Genomic DNA, 17,470 nt, shown 5'->3' with positions numbered 1-17,470 from the left:
AGGCATTAGGTTGACCAAGGATCAGACCAACAAAGAATGTCATTGGTAGAGATTTCTGAGACATTTTTCTTTTTCAACTCTACCCATTCACACCACATTGAGTTTAAGAGCCAAGCCTGAGATTGACTTTTAGGGCCATCATCAATCAATTTAATTTGATAAGGTTTTAACTTTTTCCATTGCTTATACTGAGTTTTCCAAGTTTCTTCAACCATTTGTTCAATTAATTGGCTTATATATATATTGTTATTAGTTTTTTTTTCTTCGCAAGTCCCAAAAATATTGATCTATACAAAATATTAAAAATAAATTTATTCGTCTATTGGTTTTTAAATTCTGTTCAGATATTAATTAACGATATCAATCATCAAACTCGGGCTTAGGTTTCTTTTTAACTTTACCAGAAAGTAATTGATGTAGAGCATCTAAAGAATTATAGACCTCTTTCAATTCAGACAACTCGGGCAATAAGCCATATTGGCCAAGCATCTGATCCAAGTCTCGAAGTTCTTGTCTGATATAACGCAAATGCGAACTTACTTCCTCTCTCTTACTGGTTGACATTATAAAATAAATTAATTGCTGCTAAGCATTAACTTTAACCTAAGATAAGTATATTAAGCATCTTCAGATTTAAAAAATTTATAAACCAACAAGTTGTCACCACACTTTCAAGCTAGTTAATTTAATAAATTATATAAATCTAATAATTTCAAAAATATAGTAGCGAGATTTTGAGTTAAAAAATTGAAGAGCAAACACTTTAAGAGCCAATCCCAAACAAGCTTGCTGGTTTGTAAAAAAATAAGAAATATAGTGTGCCATATCTTAGATTTGGATAAAAATATATATATGGATCAACAAAAAAGAAAAGACCTCAACCTGAGGCTAGGAAATTTAATACTCGCAATATTTCTTGCTACCGTTCCAACAGCGATAACATATGGAACCCTTAGTATTCATGGACTAAATATTTGCAGGAATCTTAGCAGTAAACTAAGTGACACTAATCAAATCAAATCTAAATGTGATGATGCAGCTTGGGACACAACAAAAAGTTATATTATTTTAATAGGTTTTTTTATTACTTTACCAACTTGGATGTGGTTCTACTTGTCAATGAAAAAAAAAGAAATTAGCCAGAAGTGATTAATGATTGCTTATGAAGATAAAAAGCTAGTAAAAGGGAAGTCAAATGATTTCTTTTGCGTGTTAGGTTTTGAAAGTTTACTTTTAGAGGAGGAGTTAGTATTAGATAGAGATTGTCGGTTAACAATGGAAATAAGGAAATCATAATTAGAATTGATAATATGTTTAATTAAATAATCTGCAGAAAACATACCTGGACCTAACAAAATTATTGAAAATGCAGAAGCAAAGTAAAGAGCTAAAAGCTCTAATAAATATATATTAAAACCAGAAGTAGCAATTGCATGATAAATAGCAACGCTCATGGTTCCAAGTATTGCAGACGCCCCTAATCTCGTACCAAGACCAAGAATCAATAACCAACTACCACCAATTTCAGAACCAGCAGCTACGTATGAGAGAGTGACCGGGAAAGGCAGATGCAATGGGCGAACAAAAGCATCAGCAAAGTTATTAATATCATTCAGCTTTTCAAAACCATGATGAATTAAAAGGGCTCCCGTAAATACTCTCAAAACCAGGAAAGCTAAATCTTTAAATATTGTTTTATAGAAGATCGAGTTGAGCAATTAATTTACCGTTATTTGAATGAACTTTAGATATGCCAGAGCATAAAGCGTGGAAAACAAAGGACAAACTCTTAAGATAAGTATTAATACCTATCTTAAGAGTTTGTCCAGGTTTGGCACGAGAACTGTTCAAGAAGGTTTTTATATAAATTGAGGGCTGGAGTGGGCTAGAAAAAAAGAATTATATATTAATTGATCGGATAATTTGTAACCAATTCAAAGAAAATATGATTCATAACGACAAATAGTATAAAAATCCACAATACTATTGAAAACTATATGTAAAAATATACCTAATTTTTATTAAAGCGTGAGTACTTCTTTACTTGCTGCAACCGCTGCTGTGGGTCTAATAATAGTTGCTATACCAGCATTAATTGCATCACTTGGATAAGATCTTTAATTCAATTTATCCATATTTTTTCTACTATTTTAACTATCAGAAATTTTGACAAATCAATTAGAGTTATTATTTTTCAAAACCACTGCATTCCCTGCAACCCAACCACTAGTCCAGCAGTGCTGAAAATTAAAACCACCCGTAATACCATCAATATCTATTACCTCACCTGCGAAAAATAAACCCTTACAAATCTTACTTTCCATAGTTTTAAAATTAATCTCCTTAAGTGATATTCCACCAGCGGATACGAATTCTTCACCAAAAGGACCACGATTTTTTATTGAATAACTTTTCATTATTAAACATTTTACTAAAGACTCCTTGTCTTTTTTAGATAAATCAGCCCATTTTAATTTACTATCAATTTTTTCACTTTTGAGAAGTGCATTCCATAAACTTCGAGGTAACTGATTAAAAGGTTTATTATTTAATAAAAACTTCTTACCATTCTCCAATTTATATAAATCAATTTCCGAGCGAACTTCTTTCTCACTCATGCAAAGCCAATTTATTATCAATTCACCAATGTATTTATTAGCGTGCAAATTTCTAGCACTAAAAGCAGATAAACGTAATATAGCAGGGCCACTAAAACCTCTATGAGTTATCAAAATAGATCCCGTTTCAGAATATTTTTTCTTGTCAACAGTAAGTTTAATTTGCACATCTAAAGTTATACCAGAGCATGATTTCAAAGAGTTTTCATAAGTCGTAAAAGAAAAAAGAGATGGTACAGGTTGAATGATTGAGTGCCCAAGACTTTTTGCTAATCGCCTTCCACTTGGATGGCCACCAGTACAAATCAAAATATTTTTTGCTTCTAAGTGAATATTCCCTTTAACTAAAACATCAAAACCTTCTTTTGTTAAACTTACATGCTTTACATGAGAATTAGTGAATACCTTTACACCAGATTTTTTCGCAACAGATGTCAAACATTTTATTACTTCATCAGAAGAATCTGAACAAGGAAAGACTCGTCCATCTTTCTCTATTTTAAGATTAACACCTTTCTTTTGAAACCAATCAAAAGCTTCGGTAGTAGAAAATCTATTAAACAAGCTTATTAGTTGCTTTTCGCCTCTAGGATAATTATTTACTAAATTAGAGATTTCACAACAAGAGTTGGTTAAATTACATCTACCACCACCACTAATTCTAACTTTTTCTAATACTTTAGATGTGCTTTCAAGTATCACAACAGATCTAAGTCCACTTCCAACGGCTGTGATTGCTCCCATAAAACCTGAAGCACCTCCACCAATAATGACTAGATCTGAAATCATCAAATAATAAACTTATAATATTTTGTACTTTAGTGAAATAGTATATAATTTATTTATTTATTACTTTTATTTATTGAGTTAAAGATAAATTCAAATGAATCATTGAATGATGAGATTTAATTTGATATAAACTAAAAAAAATTTTACGTGAAAACACATTGTCTTGATACCCAGTTGAAATCTTAATTCAGTACTTTTTTGTTGTATCTTTCTAAAAAATAAAAATAAAATATGGCTGGGCCAAAAAGAGATGAAGCTAAATCTATTCTCTCCTACGTAAGGCAAGAGCTTAGATATATGGATGAAGATCTCAGAAACGATGGTTTACTACCAGAATTATCATCACTCAGATCAGTATATGAACAACTCTCAACTTTACTAGAGCTATCAGACGGCAGAAGAAAAAAGAAAGATAAACCAGAATTCCCTGAAGACAAAAAACATTAAAAGTCTTTAACAAGGTTAAATATTAAAAACCGACTTATATAAATACTAAACCTAAGTAAATTTTATTTAACTTAGTTTTTTTAGAAGAGCAAGTTCATAGTCTATTCTGGAATTGAATATAAAAAACTTAATTCAAATTAAGTAATACCTCCTTTTAATAACCTAATGCCTAAAAACCTTACTAACTCTAATGGTGAATCGAATCTTCTAAATCCTATAAATCACATTTGTTTTTGGGAAAAAGGAGAAATGGCATACTCAGCTCTAAAAAAAATAAATGAGCTGAAAGCCAATAACGAATTGGAGAAAGCTCAAATAATTTTAGCTGAATGGATTTTTTAGAGAAACTAAGGTCAAGAAATAAATAAAATATTTTGAATTAAATCAAAAAGTAAAGTAAATTAAATTTTAATCAAAATAGGTATGTATGCCTTCCATAAGAAAAAGGATTGGCTATCTTCCTTCAGTTGATGCTCAAGAGAAGATAACCAAAATTGCAAATAAAGAGAAACTAAGCCAATCAAAAGTGGTAGGAATATTGGTTCAAGAAGCATTAATAGGCAGAGGGGAAATCGATCCCAACAATACAAATATATTAATTAGAAAAAGCCTTCAAAGAAAAAAAAATAATATTGACAATTCAACTTTAACTTATAATGAGATTGATGAATTAATATCTGATGAAGGTATAGTCTACATTAGAAAAAATCACAAGGATAAAACTGAACATAATTTATCTGAGTCCAGAGAAATAAATAACGAGGAATTATTTGAACATTTTAAACAATTCATGCTCTTTCAAAAGACAATAAAGGAAAAATTATAAGAATGTCTAAAAAACAACTTATATAGACACTTTTTCAAAAGAATGCAGAGATCAACAAAAATCACGCATTAAACAAATCAATGTACTAGAAAGTGTTTAGTTCTTTTAAGGATCACTCAAAAATTTTTATAAGAAAATTTTAAATATAAACATGACATCAACAACAAGTCGTCCAAAATCAAACTCATCTAATCTTCTTGAAGAAGCCCTAAATCAGCCTATTATTGGAGAAACAGCTAATTTTGCATGGAACGCAACACCATTAGGCATTGCAGCAATTTATAAAGGAATTTCTCCGTCAAAGCCTCCCTATGAGCAAGCAATCAAAGAAGGAGAAGAATTATCAATGGATTTAAGCCGAGAAGAAAAAGAATTTTATTTAACGCAAAAAGGGCTTGCACTTATTTTTTACTCCTAAAAAATAAATATACTTCAAACCAAAATTTAAGACTAAGATTTTATTATTTGTCCTCAACAGACGAGTCTATTACCCACTCATCAGATATTCCAAGAAGGATAAGAGCTTTATCTTCCCAGTCTGTATCAATCGACCAATCGTAAGGTACGTCAAAAGACAATATAATTTCATTTTTATTTTTTGTATATGTTTTACTTTTAGGGTGTGTTTTATTAGAAATACTATTATCTAATAAAAAAGCATCCTCAGAGTTGACAAATTCAATATAGCCTAGATTTTTTAATTCCTCCTCGTATTTTAATTCCAATCTGACGTTGAAACTGTGAGCTTCGTCCCAATCAGAATATATAGAGAAATACTTGTCCCAGGAGTTTGGCATTTAAAATAAGATATTTTCTAACTTTAAGTATAAAGAGAAATCTTCCAGTAAAAAAATATAAAAGACAGAATTTACTAATAAATTAAGGTTAAAAATCTTTTAAAAAATTATTGATAACTGAAGTTAACAAACTATTAATTTGTGAAAGTGAGAAAGTTAAAATCATTAAGAACCCAAGTCCCTAAAGTCAGCAGAGCAAAGCCAGCAATAAACATCATCAGTGCAGCGTACTTATACCTTGAACCCTCAGACCCTCTCCTTAGCAGAAAGGTTTCAGCAGCAAAAGAATTTGATTGAGGAACACTTTTTGGAGAAGTTTTTTTCCTTGATGAAAACATTTAAATTAAAAAAATATATCTTGTAAATTAATGGAAATTTCAATGGACTGCGAAAGATCAAAAAACAAAGTAAATCCCATCGAGGCAAAAAATAAGAAAAGGTGCGACACCAAGTGTCACAAACGGTAGGGCCTTAAGGCTTATCAAAAGGAAAGGGCCCAAAAAAGTTGCTTGAGTAAATAATCATGTAAAAGTTAAAAAGCTATTGCTATTACTAAGCAGCATATATAATTCAGGGCATTAAACCCAGGCTACTAAAACAACCTCAGCTAAGGCAGGAAAAAAAGATTTACAGAAGTCAACAGAAGCTTTACGATATTAAATATTTGAATCCGATCTCTGTTGCAGCAGCAAGTGATTTAATTTTAGCTATCTAAGCTATCAGTTAGTAAATTCACTCCCAACCTAGAACCATTCCAAATTTTCAACACTTAATAAAATGGAAATGAATCCTTTTAAACCTTTAGTTCAGTTTTGTGAGGTGTTTATGAACAAAAAATTTCTATTAAAATTTCAATAAGCAAACCTTACTTAAACATTAGCTTAACCAAAGAAAATTTAAATCACATTGAAACATAAATAGAGTTATTTACATTATATTTAAAATCAAAATTTTACCTTTTTACAGCACCTAAAAGTTTAGTTAGTCAAGTTTATTCTCTTAAAATTATTTTTAATGAATTTAAATAATCATTAGTAGAAGTATTAGTTTCAATTATTGGGAAAACTTTATATTCCTTATATGTTTTTAATAATTTTTTAACCAAGTTATTAGCATTTTCTACTGATTCTAAAAATTCATCAGAACAATAAACACCTTTCCATGGTCTAAATTTAAATCTAGCTAAAAACTGCCTAGAGGGAATTAAAATACTACCATATAAATTGATGTTTGATATTTTATAATTATTTTTTATTGTCGATACTATTATACTTTTAAGTATTTGAATTCTATCCTCGAAAAGTTTATAATCTGTACCAAATTGAATCCAGATAGAACTTACTATACCTGATTGAAGTTTCTTTTCTAATCTTAAAATCTCTTCATCAAATAATACGCTGGGCAGATAAGGATTAAATGCTACGCCAATCGAAATATCATCATTTTTAAATAAAGGATTATCTTTGAGCAAAGATAAAGATGAAACGGAATCTAATGTTAATCTTCTTTGAGAACCTGAAACAAGAAGAACTTCCTTGCAGCCTAGATATTTTACTAGCTTAAGATATTCAATAAAAGAATTCTGAGTATTACACCTATTTTTTTTGAATTCATGGAGAATACTAAAATGTGGAATAATCTCTATATCTGAGAACTCTTCTCTTGAAATTTTTATCGCATTTAATAGAAAATCTTTTTTTATGCTGTTTTTACAAGGTAAATTAATTTTATAAAGATGATGTCGCTGATAAAAAGCTAAAATCAAGCGAAGTTCATCAAATGATTTAAAAGATATTTCTAACCTTATATCATTCAAATCAAATAAAGTATTCTTCATTTAAATATAAAAAAGAAGATAAATTTCATCTAAATAAAGACGTAAGTATTAGAATTAAATTGAATTACATAACCATTTATAAATAGCTTTCTTTTTGCTACCAATCTCATTTAGAGATCGATAGTAGTAATCATTCCATGAATTAGAAGGTATCCCCAAGAAAATCATTAGGTTAAGGGGATATTCATCAGAATCAGTGCATTTACGAAAATCATCTCTAAATAAAAAAGTAGGCTTACCTAAAGCAATAGCCACACCAAGTTCAATCATCACGCCTTCATCAGGAGGGGCTCCATTAACTATTGCAAATAAACCATCCGATTGTCTCAAGTCTCTTAAGTTTGAACAAGCGACTTTACTAGCCCAGCCAGAAATAGATGGGTCGATATTGCCATTCCGTTCAAACGGTTCCAAAACCCTCGCTCCTAAGCTCTCAAGTTCAGTAATAAATTCAGGTAAAAGTTTCAATCGAGAATGCTCAGAGAAGCCATATGGAGAAGCAAGATAAAGCGTTTTATTTGACAATTTTTTTAATCTCCAGATAATTCAAATTAATAAACGAAACTATAAATGATAAACAAACTTTAAGGTTGAATTTTATTAATCTGATTTTTTACATTCTTTAATTGAGTCATACTTTGACTATTTTCAGAGAAACGGTGATTAGCATCTTTTAATAATAAAAGTGATAAATCCTTAACATTTAAAATAAATTGTTTTTGATTTAAATACATTTTAGTTATAAGTTCCTTAATCTCTAAATTAAAAGTTGTATTAGACAACAAAATAATTGAGGTCCATCCCGTTATTACTGCAGAAAATATAAGTAATAACTTGAAAAATTTTTGGATAGTATTAATCAATTTGTAAATCTTAAATACTCAATTTGATAATAACTAGTAAAATTCGAAATGTAAAATCAATAACATTACTTTAAAAACTTCATTTTAAAATAAAAGTACATTTCACGCAGCCTTAAACTTTTCAATATCAAATTCAACCCAATTGGTTGAAATCAATTGAGTCCAGATCTTAAGTGAATCTTTTTTTGTGACCTTTCTTCTACTTTTAAAGACCATAGGTTTACCGTTTGGAACGACTCCCCACGTATCAATATTAAAATCTGTCTTAGCATGGTTAGTAGATTCCTTTTTAATGTCAAAATGAATAACCCATTTATTATGAGGATCAATAAGCCAACCAATAGGGCTATCTAAGTTTTCTACGTTTGTCATCAAAAAACAAAGTGTTAGTTTTGTTTTTAATTAAAAAACGGTGCTTCGTCAAGTCTAAAAATCTAAAGTGAAGTTAAAGAAATTATGTTAATGAACGAAAATGGAAGGCCTTATACGGAATAAATAATTTAAGATAGGAAAATTCTTAAGAATATTTATATTTAAAAAAATTATATTTTAATTCAACTAGAAGATATTTTTAGATCACTTTTGAATTTAAGGAAGTAATTATCTCTAGAATAGATATGAATAAATACAGTAATTATTAGAGAAGTAAAATAGTAAAATGAAAAAAACTATAAATAATTCCTATGAAAGAAAAAGTTAAGAATCAATTTTTGTTTTCCTGCAGCAATAATAATTATTTAAAAAAGTTGAGAGAAAATTAATCAATTATGAAGAATAGATATAATAATTTTATACCAATTGCCAAACAAAGATGTCTTCTGAAGCTGGTAGTACTCAATGTAGAGGTTTGATAGAAGCAAAAGAAAGCCTTATAAAAGCAATGAATTCGCTTGGAGCAATCGAGAATTCAGATCACATTATGAAAGTATTACGAGACGTTTACAACGAATTGGAGCAACTACATGAATCCAGGAGGATAAAAGAATCGAATAATCTTAATTAGACAGCAACACAATGAAATTCAGATTAGAGCTAACAAAAGCAAATTCTTAATATAATCACTAAAATACTTGGCTTTTAGATTAGCAAATTGCCTATTAACGAAATAAATAATATAAATTCTTTTTTACTAAATTCTAAGATAGTTAGAGATCAAATAATAATGCTTATCTAAAATATTAATTAAAAATATTTTTTTTTAATAACCACAAAAAGAATTGCTCATCCTGATAATATATATAAAATTTTTATTTATATGTCAATAAACGTTAATGATATATCTAAATTGAAAGATCTTGATAAGTTTAGATCTGCTCCTAAACTAAGTAAAGAACAGTCAAAATTGCTTTTATATGAACTTACAAATATTATTAATAATTCAGATTGGTTGACTATAGGAGTTATGGCCCCTTCATTAATAAAAGGAATCAAAGCGATTAGAAGAATAGAAAAAAAGTTTGAATACAATAAGATGAAATGTTGTACAACCCCGAGCTCCGATGGTCCAATATTCTTAAAAGCGAATCAAAAAACTGGAGAAATACACGCTAGAATTGAATACGGTTTAGGTGAAGGGATATTAATCAGTTGTCAAAATTATGATAATTCATTGACTTCGAAAACTATTGGTCCTTTTCCATTAGATTTCTTTGATTAAAAATATAATTTATACTTCTGAATGTAATATAAATATTTCCAGAAAATAAATATTAAATCTAAAAATAATCAAAAAAATAGAAAGTTGTCAAAACAAATGCTATCCTAATACTGACAAAACATAACAAAGTGTTGATACCTTACTAAAATTCAATTTTTTTGATAAATAGAGTTAATCGAATGTTTTACCACAGTAAGCCTGATAAAGATGATTTAATACATTTCCCTTTGAATATCAATGGATAAAGAAAGAGCCAAATTCTATCAATCAGGGGATGGCTCGTATTTTTACTCAGCCGATGATGCCTCCAAGTGGGATCATCTAGATAGGATTGGCCAACTCAATCTGCTTCATGTATTAAAAAAAGAATGGGAACCAGAAGAATCCAGTCAAAGTAAATTAAGAAAAGTCCTTCAAGAAATAAATATTGATGAATTTGAGGATTTCATGGCAGATATACTAGGAATATGCGAGTCATTCGAGGAGATGGTTTATGAATTTGAAGGTAATATAAATTTAAGCCCTGAATACTTAGAGAGGTTTTACCCAGAAGAGAAAGAAAGTCTTGAAAAGTTGAAAAAAACAGATACAAGAACACAAAGAATGGAAGGAAAGACATCAAGCTTCATATTCTTTTCTAACTAGAAAACTCTTAGAAAAGAATGAAAAAGATAATAACGAAAACAAATAAAAAAAGGTGATTTAAGAGATGAATAATTGATTTTTACATTTCTTTTTTTATATAAATAATACCATTTCTATTTATCCTAGATCTTATTGGATCTAATTTAATCTCTTATATGTTGAGAAATTGTTTAATAACTTATATCTTTTAGAACTTGTGATATTTCTATTAAAGACTTTTAATATATATAGTTCTACTTATATTAATACATTTTTTAAGCTGATACAAAAGGAGATTAGATTAGCCAGTCCAGTTTGTAGATAGAAAAACTAGTTAGGAACGAAGATATTAAACAAAAGAGAATAAAATACAGAAGAAAATAAAATTAAATATCTAATCTAATTTATAACAGCCTTCAAAAAACAAAAACAATTAAGACTCTTTGTGCGAAACAAAAGAAATTATTGGAACGTTCAAAATCTAAAAGTAGAGACTCAAGAAGCTGACAAAAACAAATTAAAGTGATTTTACCTACACAACTTCAGGAAAAATCCATTATAGTCTTAACAAATATTTACATACAAGACTTATCCTCCTCTCTGCCATCGATTATTAGTTTTGATCAACGACACCTAATAAACATGGCTCCCACTGCTTTTTCAAACAAATTCAATTCGAAAGGAATTTGTTCAACAAGAGATTTAGTAACAGAGTCTCAAAGCATCAAATTTACATAAAACAAATGACTTCTACCAATCCAAAATCAACAAATCTAATTAATAGAGATGATGTAAATGAAATGATAGAGAATGCAATTAGAAGGCACAACAGAAGATCTACGATAATTTCAGCAATTCTTGGATGGATACTTATTGGCGGATATTCATTTGGTTTGTTTCATGTAGTTCAGAACATATGAGATTTGAAAGAGTATGTAACTCTTCAGAAATGTAATATAATCAAAATTATAAAATATTTAACCAATAAATTTAGATAATTTCAATTAACTACAGAATCAAGGCTTTTGTGTATTTACTAATAGAAATGCTTATTAATTAAATATTTCCTAACTAACTTTGCTCCACTTGTCTTGATATGGAAGTTGATAATCCTCTTTATTCATTGGGATCCAACTCCAGTCCAAGCAAATCGAAAGTTGATAGCCTATTACGTATAGAGCGAGGATAGCATTGAATAAATTAATATGATTGATAGGGGTATCCATGATTCATAAATATTTGATTTAATCTTAACTAATTTTAAACTTGATTAGGAGTCCCAATCAAAAAAGTGACTATTAACATATTAAATGATTGGTTTGAAAATTAAAAAATGTATTATTAAATTTTATCCTACAAAATAAAAATAATATTAATCTATATCATTATTGAAAGAAGATTCTCAATTTTAAAATTAAATATTACTTATTACTCATTATTGGCACTGTAGGATGATCAGAGGGATCATCGTTTAATATAGGTGCACATACCTGGCGACAGGACTTTCCCTGCTCATCCTCTATACAAACTTCTAAACATTCAAAATATCTATCTTGTGCTGTTTTCATATTTTTAATTTATTAGTAACTAAACATACTATTAAACACTCTATATTTCTTGATGAATTAACAAAACTTTTTTAGGTAAATGCACTTATTATCGATCTTTTAAATGAAATAGTATCTCTGAAGATTTTTTATTTGCATCACAAGCTAACACACATTGTGTTAATTCCTTATGTGATAGGAGTTCAAGAATCCTAGCCATATCAATTGAAGATAGCTCCCCATCGGAACTCCACTTTAATGTAGTTTTTCGTTGAATGGGTTTGTTCATGTCCCTCCAATAAAACTATGCTACGTTTAGCATGGTTTTAATCAGAAAAGATATTTTTAATATTATTTTTACTTTTGAATATTGTATAGGTATTAATTACATTAAATAATTACTACTTTTTGAGGCTAATTTTTACCGCCTCAAATTATCAAGAGAAAATTGACATGCATTTAAATCATCTAATAAGAAAAATTAAATCTAGAAATAATAAGTTTTCAACTATGTGAACCTTAAGAAAGATATAAAAATATGAGTATAAGTATTGATAGAGAATTTAATCGAACAATGAAAGGGATAATTCATTTAAGATCAGTTTTTTCGCTATGATTTTCTTGTGGTTTAGATTTTGTATCTTTTAAAAAAAATTTTGAAAATTGCTGTGTTTTGTTTTTTTGCATTTGAGGGTATTGTTAAATTAGTTGTTAAAACTTAAAAAAATCTAAATTCTTAAGTTAATAAGTAACAATATAGCGAAAACAAACGAATATCGTGTGTAATTACCGAACAATCATTCCTTCAAGTTTAATTTTTTGGTCAAATTCATTTTTATTGTATGACGTGCTCTTATGAAAATAAACCATCTTAAAAGTGAGAAATACCTAAAAGTTTATTTTAAGGTTGCATAAATAACTACTAATAAATAGTAATTAAAAATGAAACTATTATAAAAAACGAAGTTTTATTGGTAAATATTTCTAGAAATAATTTGAAAAAATATTTTAATTTTACTTATCTTAATTCTAGTTCGTCGATCTAGTCCAGTTTTTTGTAATCTTTGATTTTTTCTCTCCTTTCAATATAAAAAGCATTAGCAATGGAGCAATTCCCATTATTGGGACGACAAGATTCATTGCATAGTTATGTGTCTCTTCCATTTCAAATTAAAATAATAAAACTAATTCTAATTAATTTTATTCATGTGTTAATGCGTAAAAATTCTCATTCATAGACTAAAGCCATTTAGATTTAAAGCATAATTTACAGGACTGAATCAAACAATGCAATTCAATTATTTTATAATCTTTTTAGATAAGATAGGTGAATTGGTTTTCATAGAATAAAAATGAGAAATACTTCTTTCGATTTTCATTACTTATCTCCTACAGGGTTAATTGGCTTTTGGGTTTTATTTATAGGATTAATTTTCACAGGGATTATGTTCTATTTTGTCTTTTTCAGACTTAATCAAGGTAATGATTCCTATAAGGATAAAAAACGAAAACAGTTAGAGAAAGAAACTCAAAAGAAAAGAATAGCGAGACTATATCCCAAAGGAAAATATTATTAATACAAATAAATTACATTAGAAATCATATGTTGAACTTATCATAATATATATAAGGATTTGAAAAGTCTCAATTCACCTAATAAATAGGAATATCATTACCTCATAAATGGCCCTAAAAATCAAGAATTCATGAAAGATAGACAGAGCTAAAACATGAAAAAATTGGCTTTTCAGGTAAAATTATCAAATTTTCTATTACATCTCGTTTTCCTTCTGAAGATTTTTATTTGTTGGGCTAATAAAAAGAGATAATAGAAAAATAAAGAAGATGGCTTCTATTTGAAGGAGCCTATTTAATCAAACCTATGGCTTCGAATAAAGCAAACACTGGTATTAGTCTTAATGAAAAGTCCCCTTTTTCAACTTCTGGGAAGCAGGTCCCCGCAGCTTTATCAATGATGGTTGACTCAATGGCGAGCATGGTAGAAAGAGCAAAGATCGATTTAGAGAATGTTGATCAACGAGCTAGAGCCGATCTTGAGAACATCGATCAAAGGGCAAGAAAAGACATAGCACTTCTTGATCAGAGAGCAAGGGAAGATATTCAAAAAGTTGATCAAAAAGCAAGAAGAGACATAGCAATTCTTGATCAAAGAGCAAGAGAAGATCACGAGCTTCTACGAAAAGTCCGTAAAGCTAAAGGTTTAACACTTTAATCTAGTTTTATATAAAGTCCAAAGCTGAATTGGAAATATTGAGATCGGACAACAAGCTTTTTAAAAATCGTTTAGAAACTATTCAAAAAATTATTGATGGACATAATCCTCAATAAATACATTGGCAAAACTCAATGCATCTGAATTTAAAGTACTTTGTCGCTTTTATTTAGCAAGATAGAAACATGAATCAAAACTTCAACTCAACAAATTTCTGAACAACTGCTTTTCCACTAGAGATCCATCTTCCAAGTCTTGATGATGATGAAAGAGATTTAGTTAGAAGTTCTATTTGTTCCTCCCTTTCTTTATTCCTTCGCTCTAGTTCCTGTTTCGCGATATCTAAAATTTGCAATTGATGAGACCACTCTGCTGCTTCTTCCCAATAATCGATATTGGCCTTTAGCTCCTCTCTATCCATGCTTCTATATTCGCTAAGAACCATCTCAAAGGATTCTTCTTCAAGGCACATGAGAGTTGTTTCCTAAGTTTGGATTAATTCTCTTGGTTATCAAATAAATGTCTATAGAATTTTTCCAGAAATTTATTTGGCCTTTTTACATATAGACCAAAGACAAATCACCCCCATAGGGGCTAACCAAAAGAGTGAGAGGCAAGCATGAGTATCTGAGAGGGTGCCAGGACGGATCACAAACCACTCAAAGCGACAAAGAGGCTACCAAGCAGACTGCATAGAAGGATGCTTTATAGGTGATCTAAGACGAAAATGTGGTAGGACCATCTAGAATAGATCCAACAGGAATATCGCAGGTGGTAAATAAAGAAGTAGCTAATAAGCCTTGTATAGCTTCTTGAATTCTTCATCTAATTTAAGTTGACTCATTAAGTGATGCAATATTAAATTGGTTTCTTTTAATTCCCTGAGAAGATGTTCTCTTCTCGCTATAGTCGCAGTTATTTCCTTATTGTTTTGAGTTAGTACCCTTTTGTTCGTGATATTGGATGTAAAAAAATCTTTTGGAGATGACTTTTGTTTTTTCATTGTTTTTTTTAGGAGTTTTGCTGAGAGATTTGTAATTCGCTCTCATATACAAGGTTTAATTACTTTGGAAGTAATTAGTCTCAAAGTTGTTCGTCTTAAGTTTGTTTTAAGTGATCTTTATAGGTGATGTAAATCCGTCTTAACGCCCGGGTATTTCCTCTAGAGTTAAAAGGCTTATTCATTTCCTCCAATTTTTGAGTATTAGTTGCGAGAGACCAAGTAATTTATAAATGTTTTTATTTGTATGAAGCTTTATTTCCCTCGATATTCGATAGGGAATTTTCATATGAAAGACTTACTACAGAAAATCATTGAATTCCTAAAGGGGATTTTTCAAAACTCTCTGAGTTTCTAAAAGAAATTAATTCCGCTGAAGAGGCGAAGCCTGTTGAAGAGGAAAATACTAAATAAGAAAAATAATTAAGTCTCTACTGAAGTAGTTATTTTGCTGATTCAAGAGGTATATGTGACGTTTTCTGTATTTGTTTAGGTTTGAAAACTGATTGAGTTTTTGATATGAGCTACGAAAGTAAAAAATTGAATTTAAAAATTAAAGTTTAGGAGAATGATTAAGAAGATATTTCAAATAGCTTTCTCTAAGATGTTTAACTTGACATCCATTCTGAAATAAAAAATCTGTTAAAGCAGAATTTATAAATTTTTTTCTATCAAGGTCAGAACTTAATTCAATAAAATCTTTCATCTCTGTAAAAAGAATCTCAGGGATCTCTGTCTCTAAGCTCATATGTTTCCTCTCATGGTTTTTTTGGACAACATACTTTGAGTGTAAAAACGTCTCATTTCTAGTGATGTAACACCTTTTTCCAAAAGGTAACCAGAGATCGCTGCTTGCATTAATCGATGTTGATCCCAGTTTGGATGCTCATCTAGATATTTTCTCATTGCGTCATTTAGATAGACAGGTACATCTTCTATGAAACTAACTATTGACTCATTTTGATCATTAATAGAAATACTGTTTTGCTGATCTATTTTTTTTGATTGAATCGCTTCTACCGTTGAACTTTGCATTAAATAATTTCCTTGTGAACCCCCATCTATCAGTTTTTCCAATCGCAAGTCAAGGAGCATGAAAAATCTAATCTAACCTTGTCTCATGATGAGACCCCTTTGGAGGGAAGGGTGTCAATAGAAAAATAAATACAAATAGTAGCTTGTATATAAAATGACAATAAAAAGTACTTTTTTTAGGATTTTCCACTGAAGTACACCAGCAAAGGAATTATTGTTTTTATCCTGTGGAAAACATGTTGAAAACAAATGATTTACTCTTAAGAAAGGGCTTAAAGATTGATTGATTAGATTATCTTATGAATGATATTAGATTTTTTTTAAGACTCATCAAAGAGATTGATAAGGACAAATAAACATTAGCTGACTTATTCGTTATTCAATCTTTTAGGAATATATACGCCCAGCAAAAGGATCTGCTATTGAATATTCTTTCATTAAACCAGCCTGAGTCACTTAATTTCAAGAAATCAGCTCCACTCATAAGCTTGAATTTTCTTCTTGTAAAATTTAAATCAAAAAACTAAAAAATGGCTTTAAGCAATTGACCTTTCAAATTTTATTCTGCAAGTTTCTAATGGATTTTTTCTTGTTTTTGATTTATTTAAAAGTTGAGATCAAAAACCTTCAATTGTGGAAAAGTATCTAATTATACTAAGAATAATGATGGAATGTAAACACTTTTAAATCAAGTCTGAAGACCAACTAATCGCCAAAACCACTTAATGAGATAAGAACTTTCAACCCCCCTATTGGCATGCAAAGAGTTTCTATGATGAACGGAATTAAATAGCACACTCCCAAGAATTACAGCATCCACGCCAGTCTTCCTCTTCAAGGTTTTGTATGTTTGTTTCAGTTGGATTTGAATCCGTCACAAAGAATGATGCCAAATGATCACGACTAACAACATCTCCTACCTCATCCTCAATTGACTTAGTAATTCGTTGACAAGCGTGACCTACTACTCCTTGAACTTCTTCTTCTACATTTCCGTCAGGTTTGATTGTGTACTTAATAGTAGTGAGTGACATGACAAGTGATATTTCATAGAAACAACTCCTCGTTCTCTTTAAGAAAGATCTGAGATACCAGACCGACCGATACTGAAAAGAGAAGGCAGCTTAATGTTTCCTTAATATTTCAGTTCTAGCCTAGGAAGATCACGCCCGCATGGGTAGGAATACCCTAGAGATA

27 protein-coding genes are annotated in these 17,470 nt (G+C 29.5%); 11 read left to right on the top strand and 16 right to left on the bottom strand.

The window, feature by feature from the left end:
• Positions 1 to 5: 5 nt before the first annotated feature.
• Positions 6 to 215: a hypothetical protein gene (locus O5633_RS00735; RefSeq protein WP_269610095.1), complete on the bottom strand. Its 210-nt coding sequence runs from the start codon at positions 213 to 215 to the stop codon at positions 6 to 8.
• Positions 216 to 360: 145 nt separating this feature from the next.
• Entirely contained in the window at positions 361 to 564 is a 204-nt protein-coding gene (locus tag O5633_RS00730) for a hypothetical protein (RefSeq protein WP_011293667.1), read from the bottom strand.
• Positions 565 to 852: 288 nt separating this feature from the next.
• Here O5633_RS00730 and O5633_RS00725 point away from each other — a divergent pair, with 288 nt between their 5' ends.
• The gene (locus O5633_RS00725) at positions 853 to 1,149 is read left to right on the top strand and encodes a hypothetical protein (protein ID WP_269610094.1); all 297 of its coding nucleotides are present in this window, start codon (positions 853 to 855) and stop codon (positions 1,147 to 1,149) included.
• Positions 1,150 to 1,160: 11 nt separating this feature from the next.
• On the opposite strand, the gene O5633_RS00720 is transcribed toward O5633_RS00725, so the two are convergent.
• Complete coding sequence (locus O5633_RS00720) at positions 1,161 to 1,718, bottom strand: DoxX family protein (RefSeq protein WP_269610093.1); 558 nt, start codon at positions 1,716 to 1,718, stop codon at positions 1,161 to 1,163.
• A gap of 456 nt (positions 1,719 to 2,174) precedes the next feature.
• A complete protein-coding gene (locus O5633_RS00715; RefSeq protein WP_269610092.1) occupies positions 2,175 to 3,407 on the bottom strand; it encodes an NAD(P)/FAD-dependent oxidoreductase in 1,233 nt (410 codons plus the stop codon).
• A gap of 231 nt (positions 3,408 to 3,638) precedes the next feature.
• Between O5633_RS00715 and O5633_RS00710 the strand changes: the two genes are divergently transcribed.
• The 4 genes from O5633_RS00710 (at position 3,639) to O5633_RS00695 (ending at position 5,098) form a co-directional block, all read left to right on the top strand.
• Positions 3,639 to 3,854: a hypothetical protein gene (locus tag O5633_RS00710; RefSeq protein ID WP_269610091.1), complete on the top strand. Its 216-nt coding sequence runs from the start codon at positions 3,639 to 3,641 to the stop codon at positions 3,852 to 3,854.
• Positions 3,855 to 4,019: 165 nt separating this feature from the next.
• Positions 4,020 to 4,196 carry a hypothetical protein gene (locus O5633_RS00705; RefSeq protein ID WP_269610090.1) on the top strand — a complete coding sequence of 59 codons (177 nt, stop codon included), beginning with the start codon at positions 4,020 to 4,022 and terminating at the stop codon, positions 4,194 to 4,196.
• Between the two features lie 85 nt (positions 4,197 to 4,281).
• Positions 4,282 to 4,680, top strand: a complete 399-nt coding sequence (locus O5633_RS00700) for a hypothetical protein (RefSeq protein ID WP_269610089.1) — start codon at positions 4,282 to 4,284, stop codon at positions 4,678 to 4,680.
• A gap of 151 nt (positions 4,681 to 4,831) precedes the next feature.
• Positions 4,832 to 5,098 carry a hypothetical protein gene (locus O5633_RS00695; RefSeq protein WP_269610088.1) on the top strand — a complete coding sequence of 89 codons (267 nt, stop codon included), beginning with the start codon at positions 4,832 to 4,834 and terminating at the stop codon, positions 5,096 to 5,098.
• A 43-nt stretch (positions 5,099 to 5,141) separates the two neighbouring features.
• Here O5633_RS00695 and O5633_RS00690 read toward each other — a convergent pair whose 3' ends face one another.
• Positions 5,142 to 5,477, bottom strand: a complete 336-nt coding sequence (locus tag O5633_RS00690) for a hypothetical protein (RefSeq protein ID WP_269610087.1) — start codon at positions 5,475 to 5,477, stop codon at positions 5,142 to 5,144.
• Positions 5,478 to 5,624: 147 nt separating this feature from the next.
• On the opposite strand from O5633_RS00690, the gene O5633_RS00685 reads away from it, so the two are divergent.
• Positions 5,625 to 5,774, top strand: a complete 150-nt coding sequence (locus O5633_RS00685) for a hypothetical protein (protein WP_269610086.1) — start codon at positions 5,625 to 5,627, stop codon at positions 5,772 to 5,774.
• Between the two features lie 694 nt (positions 5,775 to 6,468).
• Here O5633_RS00685 and O5633_RS00680 read toward each other — a convergent pair.
• The 4 genes from O5633_RS00680 to O5633_RS00665 all read right to left on the bottom strand — a co-directional run bounded on the left by O5633_RS00680 (position 6,469) and on the right by O5633_RS00665 (position 8,549).
• Entirely contained in the window at positions 6,469 to 7,314 is an 846-nt protein-coding gene (locus O5633_RS00680) for a hypothetical protein (RefSeq protein ID WP_269610085.1), read from the bottom strand.
• Between the two features lie 54 nt (positions 7,315 to 7,368).
• Positions 7,369 to 7,839, bottom strand: a complete 471-nt coding sequence (locus O5633_RS00675; RefSeq protein ID WP_269610084.1) for a nucleoside 2-deoxyribosyltransferase — start codon at positions 7,837 to 7,839, stop codon at positions 7,369 to 7,371.
• Positions 7,840 to 7,898: 59 nt separating this feature from the next.
• Positions 7,899 to 8,096, bottom strand: a complete 198-nt coding sequence (locus tag O5633_RS00670; RefSeq protein WP_269610083.1) for a hypothetical protein — start codon at positions 8,094 to 8,096, stop codon at positions 7,899 to 7,901.
• Between the two features lie 183 nt (positions 8,097 to 8,279).
• On the bottom strand, positions 8,280 to 8,549 hold the full coding sequence (locus O5633_RS00665; RefSeq protein ID WP_269610082.1) for a DUF1651 domain-containing protein: 270 nt from the start codon (positions 8,547 to 8,549) through the stop codon (positions 8,280 to 8,282).
• 439 nt (positions 8,550 to 8,988) lie between these two features.
• On the opposite strand from O5633_RS00665, the gene O5633_RS00660 reads away from it, so the two are divergent.
• The 4 genes from O5633_RS00660 (at position 8,989) to O5633_RS00645 (ending at position 11,378) form a co-directional block, all read left to right on the top strand.
• Positions 8,989 to 9,180 carry a hypothetical protein gene (locus tag O5633_RS00660; protein WP_269610080.1) on the top strand — a complete coding sequence of 64 codons (192 nt, stop codon included), beginning with the start codon at positions 8,989 to 8,991 and terminating at the stop codon, positions 9,178 to 9,180.
• A gap of 252 nt (positions 9,181 to 9,432) precedes the next feature.
• Entirely contained in the window at positions 9,433 to 9,834 is a 402-nt protein-coding gene (locus tag O5633_RS00655; RefSeq protein ID WP_269610079.1) for a DUF1824 family protein, read from the top strand.
• Positions 9,835 to 10,071: 237 nt separating this feature from the next.
• Complete coding sequence (locus O5633_RS00650; RefSeq protein ID WP_269610078.1) at positions 10,072 to 10,479, top strand: hypothetical protein; 408 nt, start codon at positions 10,072 to 10,074, stop codon at positions 10,477 to 10,479.
• 722 nt (positions 10,480 to 11,201) lie between these two features.
• Positions 11,202 to 11,378, top strand: coding sequence for a hypothetical protein (locus tag O5633_RS00645; protein WP_269610077.1), 177 nt, complete (start codon positions 11,202 to 11,204; stop codon positions 11,376 to 11,378).
• A 147-nt stretch (positions 11,379 to 11,525) separates the two neighbouring features.
• Here O5633_RS00645 and O5633_RS00640 read toward each other — a convergent pair whose 3' ends face one another.
• The 3 genes from O5633_RS00640 to O5633_RS00630 form a co-directional block, all read right to left on the bottom strand.
• The gene (locus O5633_RS00640) at positions 11,526 to 11,684 is read right to left on the bottom strand and encodes a hypothetical protein (protein ID WP_269610076.1); all 159 of its coding nucleotides are present in this window, start codon (positions 11,682 to 11,684) and stop codon (positions 11,526 to 11,528) included.
• 195 nt (positions 11,685 to 11,879) lie between these two features.
• Positions 11,880 to 12,026, bottom strand: a complete 147-nt coding sequence (locus tag O5633_RS00635) for a hypothetical protein (protein WP_269610074.1) — start codon at positions 12,024 to 12,026, stop codon at positions 11,880 to 11,882.
• An 88-nt stretch (positions 12,027 to 12,114) separates the two neighbouring features.
• Positions 12,115 to 12,294, bottom strand: coding sequence for a hypothetical protein (locus tag O5633_RS00630; protein ID WP_269610073.1), 180 nt, complete (start codon positions 12,292 to 12,294; stop codon positions 12,115 to 12,117).
• Between the two features lie 1,593 nt (positions 12,295 to 13,887).
• Here O5633_RS00630 and O5633_RS00625 point away from each other — a divergent pair.
• Positions 13,888 to 14,238: a hypothetical protein gene (locus O5633_RS00625; protein WP_269610072.1), complete on the top strand. Its 351-nt coding sequence runs from the start codon at positions 13,888 to 13,890 to the stop codon at positions 14,236 to 14,238.
• Positions 14,239 to 14,428: 190 nt separating this feature from the next.
• Here O5633_RS00625 and O5633_RS00620 read toward each other — a convergent pair whose 3' ends face one another.
• The 4 genes from O5633_RS00620 to O5633_RS00605 form a co-directional block, all read right to left on the bottom strand.
• Positions 14,429 to 14,710: a hypothetical protein gene (locus O5633_RS00620; RefSeq protein WP_269610071.1), complete on the bottom strand. Its 282-nt coding sequence runs from the start codon at positions 14,708 to 14,710 to the stop codon at positions 14,429 to 14,431.
• Between the two features lie 1,081 nt (positions 14,711 to 15,791).
• On the bottom strand, positions 15,792 to 15,986 hold the full coding sequence (locus O5633_RS00615; protein WP_269610070.1) for a DUF2811 domain-containing protein: 195 nt from the start codon (positions 15,984 to 15,986) through the stop codon (positions 15,792 to 15,794).
• The gene (locus O5633_RS00610) at positions 15,983 to 16,273 is read right to left on the bottom strand and encodes a DUF2811 domain-containing protein (protein WP_269610068.1); all 291 of its coding nucleotides are present in this window, start codon (positions 16,271 to 16,273) and stop codon (positions 15,983 to 15,985) included. The genes O5633_RS00615 and O5633_RS00610 overlap by 4 nt, the downstream gene beginning before the upstream one ends.
• 785 nt (positions 16,274 to 17,058) lie before the next feature.
• A complete protein-coding gene (locus O5633_RS00605) occupies positions 17,059 to 17,307 on the bottom strand; it encodes a DUF2997 domain-containing protein (protein WP_269610067.1) in 249 nt (82 codons plus the stop codon).
• Positions 17,308 to 17,470 lie beyond the last annotated feature (163 nt).

It is taken from the genome of Prochlorococcus marinus str. MIT 1013 (assembly GCF_027359395.1).
In the GTDB taxonomy this organism is placed as follows: domain Bacteria; phylum Cyanobacteriota; class Cyanobacteriia; order PCC-6307; family Cyanobiaceae; genus Prochlorococcus_B; species Prochlorococcus_B marinus_E.
The sequence above is the reverse complement of the archived record's forward strand: the minus strand, read 5'-3'. Positions and strand labels throughout refer to the sequence as shown.

Excerpts from the sequence above, each read along its gene's own strand:
- O5633_RS00735 (WP_269610095.1), bottom strand. The coding sequence starts at position 215 with ATGGTTGAAGAAACTTGGAAAACTCAGTATAAGCAATGGAAAAAGTTA.
- O5633_RS00730 (WP_011293667.1), bottom strand. The coding sequence starts at position 564 with ATGTCAACCAGTAAGAGAGAGGAAGTAAGTTCGCATTTGCGTTATATC.
- O5633_RS00725 (WP_269610094.1), top strand. The coding sequence starts at position 853 with ATGGATCAACAAAAAAGAAAAGACCTCAACCTGAGGCTAGGAAATTTA.
- O5633_RS00715 (WP_269610092.1), bottom strand. The coding sequence starts at position 3,407 with ATGATTTCAGATCTAGTCATTATTGGTGGAGGTGCTTCAGGTTTTATG.
- O5633_RS00710 (WP_269610091.1), top strand. The coding sequence starts at position 3,639 with ATGGCTGGGCCAAAAAGAGATGAAGCTAAATCTATTCTCTCCTACGTA.
- O5633_RS00705 (WP_269610090.1), top strand. The coding sequence starts at position 4,020 with ATGCCTAAAAACCTTACTAACTCTAATGGTGAATCGAATCTTCTAAAT.
- O5633_RS00700 (WP_269610089.1), top strand. The coding sequence starts at position 4,282 with ATGCCTTCCATAAGAAAAAGGATTGGCTATCTTCCTTCAGTTGATGCT.
- O5633_RS00695 (WP_269610088.1), top strand. The coding sequence starts at position 4,832 with ATGACATCAACAACAAGTCGTCCAAAATCAAACTCATCTAATCTTCTT.
- O5633_RS00690 (WP_269610087.1), bottom strand. The coding sequence starts at position 5,477 with ATGCCAAACTCCTGGGACAAGTATTTCTCTATATATTCTGATTGGGAC.
- O5633_RS00680 (WP_269610085.1), bottom strand. The coding sequence starts at position 7,314 with ATGAAGAATACTTTATTTGATTTGAATGATATAAGGTTAGAAATATCT.
- O5633_RS00665 (WP_269610082.1), bottom strand. The coding sequence starts at position 8,549 with ATGACAAACGTAGAAAACTTAGATAGCCCTATTGGTTGGCTTATTGAT.
- O5633_RS00660 (WP_269610080.1), top strand. The coding sequence starts at position 8,989 with ATGTCTTCTGAAGCTGGTAGTACTCAATGTAGAGGTTTGATAGAAGCA.
- O5633_RS00655 (WP_269610079.1), top strand. The coding sequence starts at position 9,433 with ATGTCAATAAACGTTAATGATATATCTAAATTGAAAGATCTTGATAAG.
- O5633_RS00650 (WP_269610078.1), top strand. The coding sequence starts at position 10,072 with ATGGATAAAGAAAGAGCCAAATTCTATCAATCAGGGGATGGCTCGTAT.
- O5633_RS00645 (WP_269610077.1), top strand. The coding sequence starts at position 11,202 with ATGACTTCTACCAATCCAAAATCAACAAATCTAATTAATAGAGATGAT.
- O5633_RS00640 (WP_269610076.1), bottom strand. The coding sequence starts at position 11,684 with ATGGATACCCCTATCAATCATATTAATTTATTCAATGCTATCCTCGCT.
- O5633_RS00635 (WP_269610074.1), bottom strand. The coding sequence starts at position 12,026 with ATGAAAACAGCACAAGATAGATATTTTGAATGTTTAGAAGTTTGTATA.
- O5633_RS00630 (WP_269610073.1), bottom strand. The coding sequence starts at position 12,294 with ATGAACAAACCCATTCAACGAAAAACTACATTAAAGTGGAGTTCCGAT.
- O5633_RS00625 (WP_269610072.1), top strand. The coding sequence starts at position 13,888 with ATGGCTTCGAATAAAGCAAACACTGGTATTAGTCTTAATGAAAAGTCC.
- O5633_RS00620 (WP_269610071.1), bottom strand. The coding sequence starts at position 14,710 with ATGTGCCTTGAAGAAGAATCCTTTGAGATGGTTCTTAGCGAATATAGA.
- O5633_RS00615 (WP_269610070.1), bottom strand. The coding sequence starts at position 15,986 with ATGAGCTTAGAGACAGAGATCCCTGAGATTCTTTTTACAGAGATGAAA.
- O5633_RS00610 (WP_269610068.1), bottom strand. The coding sequence starts at position 16,273 with ATGCAAAGTTCAACGGTAGAAGCGATTCAATCAAAAAAAATAGATCAG.
- O5633_RS00605 (WP_269610067.1), bottom strand. The coding sequence starts at position 17,307 with ATGTCACTCACTACTATTAAGTACACAATCAAACCTGACGGAAATGTA.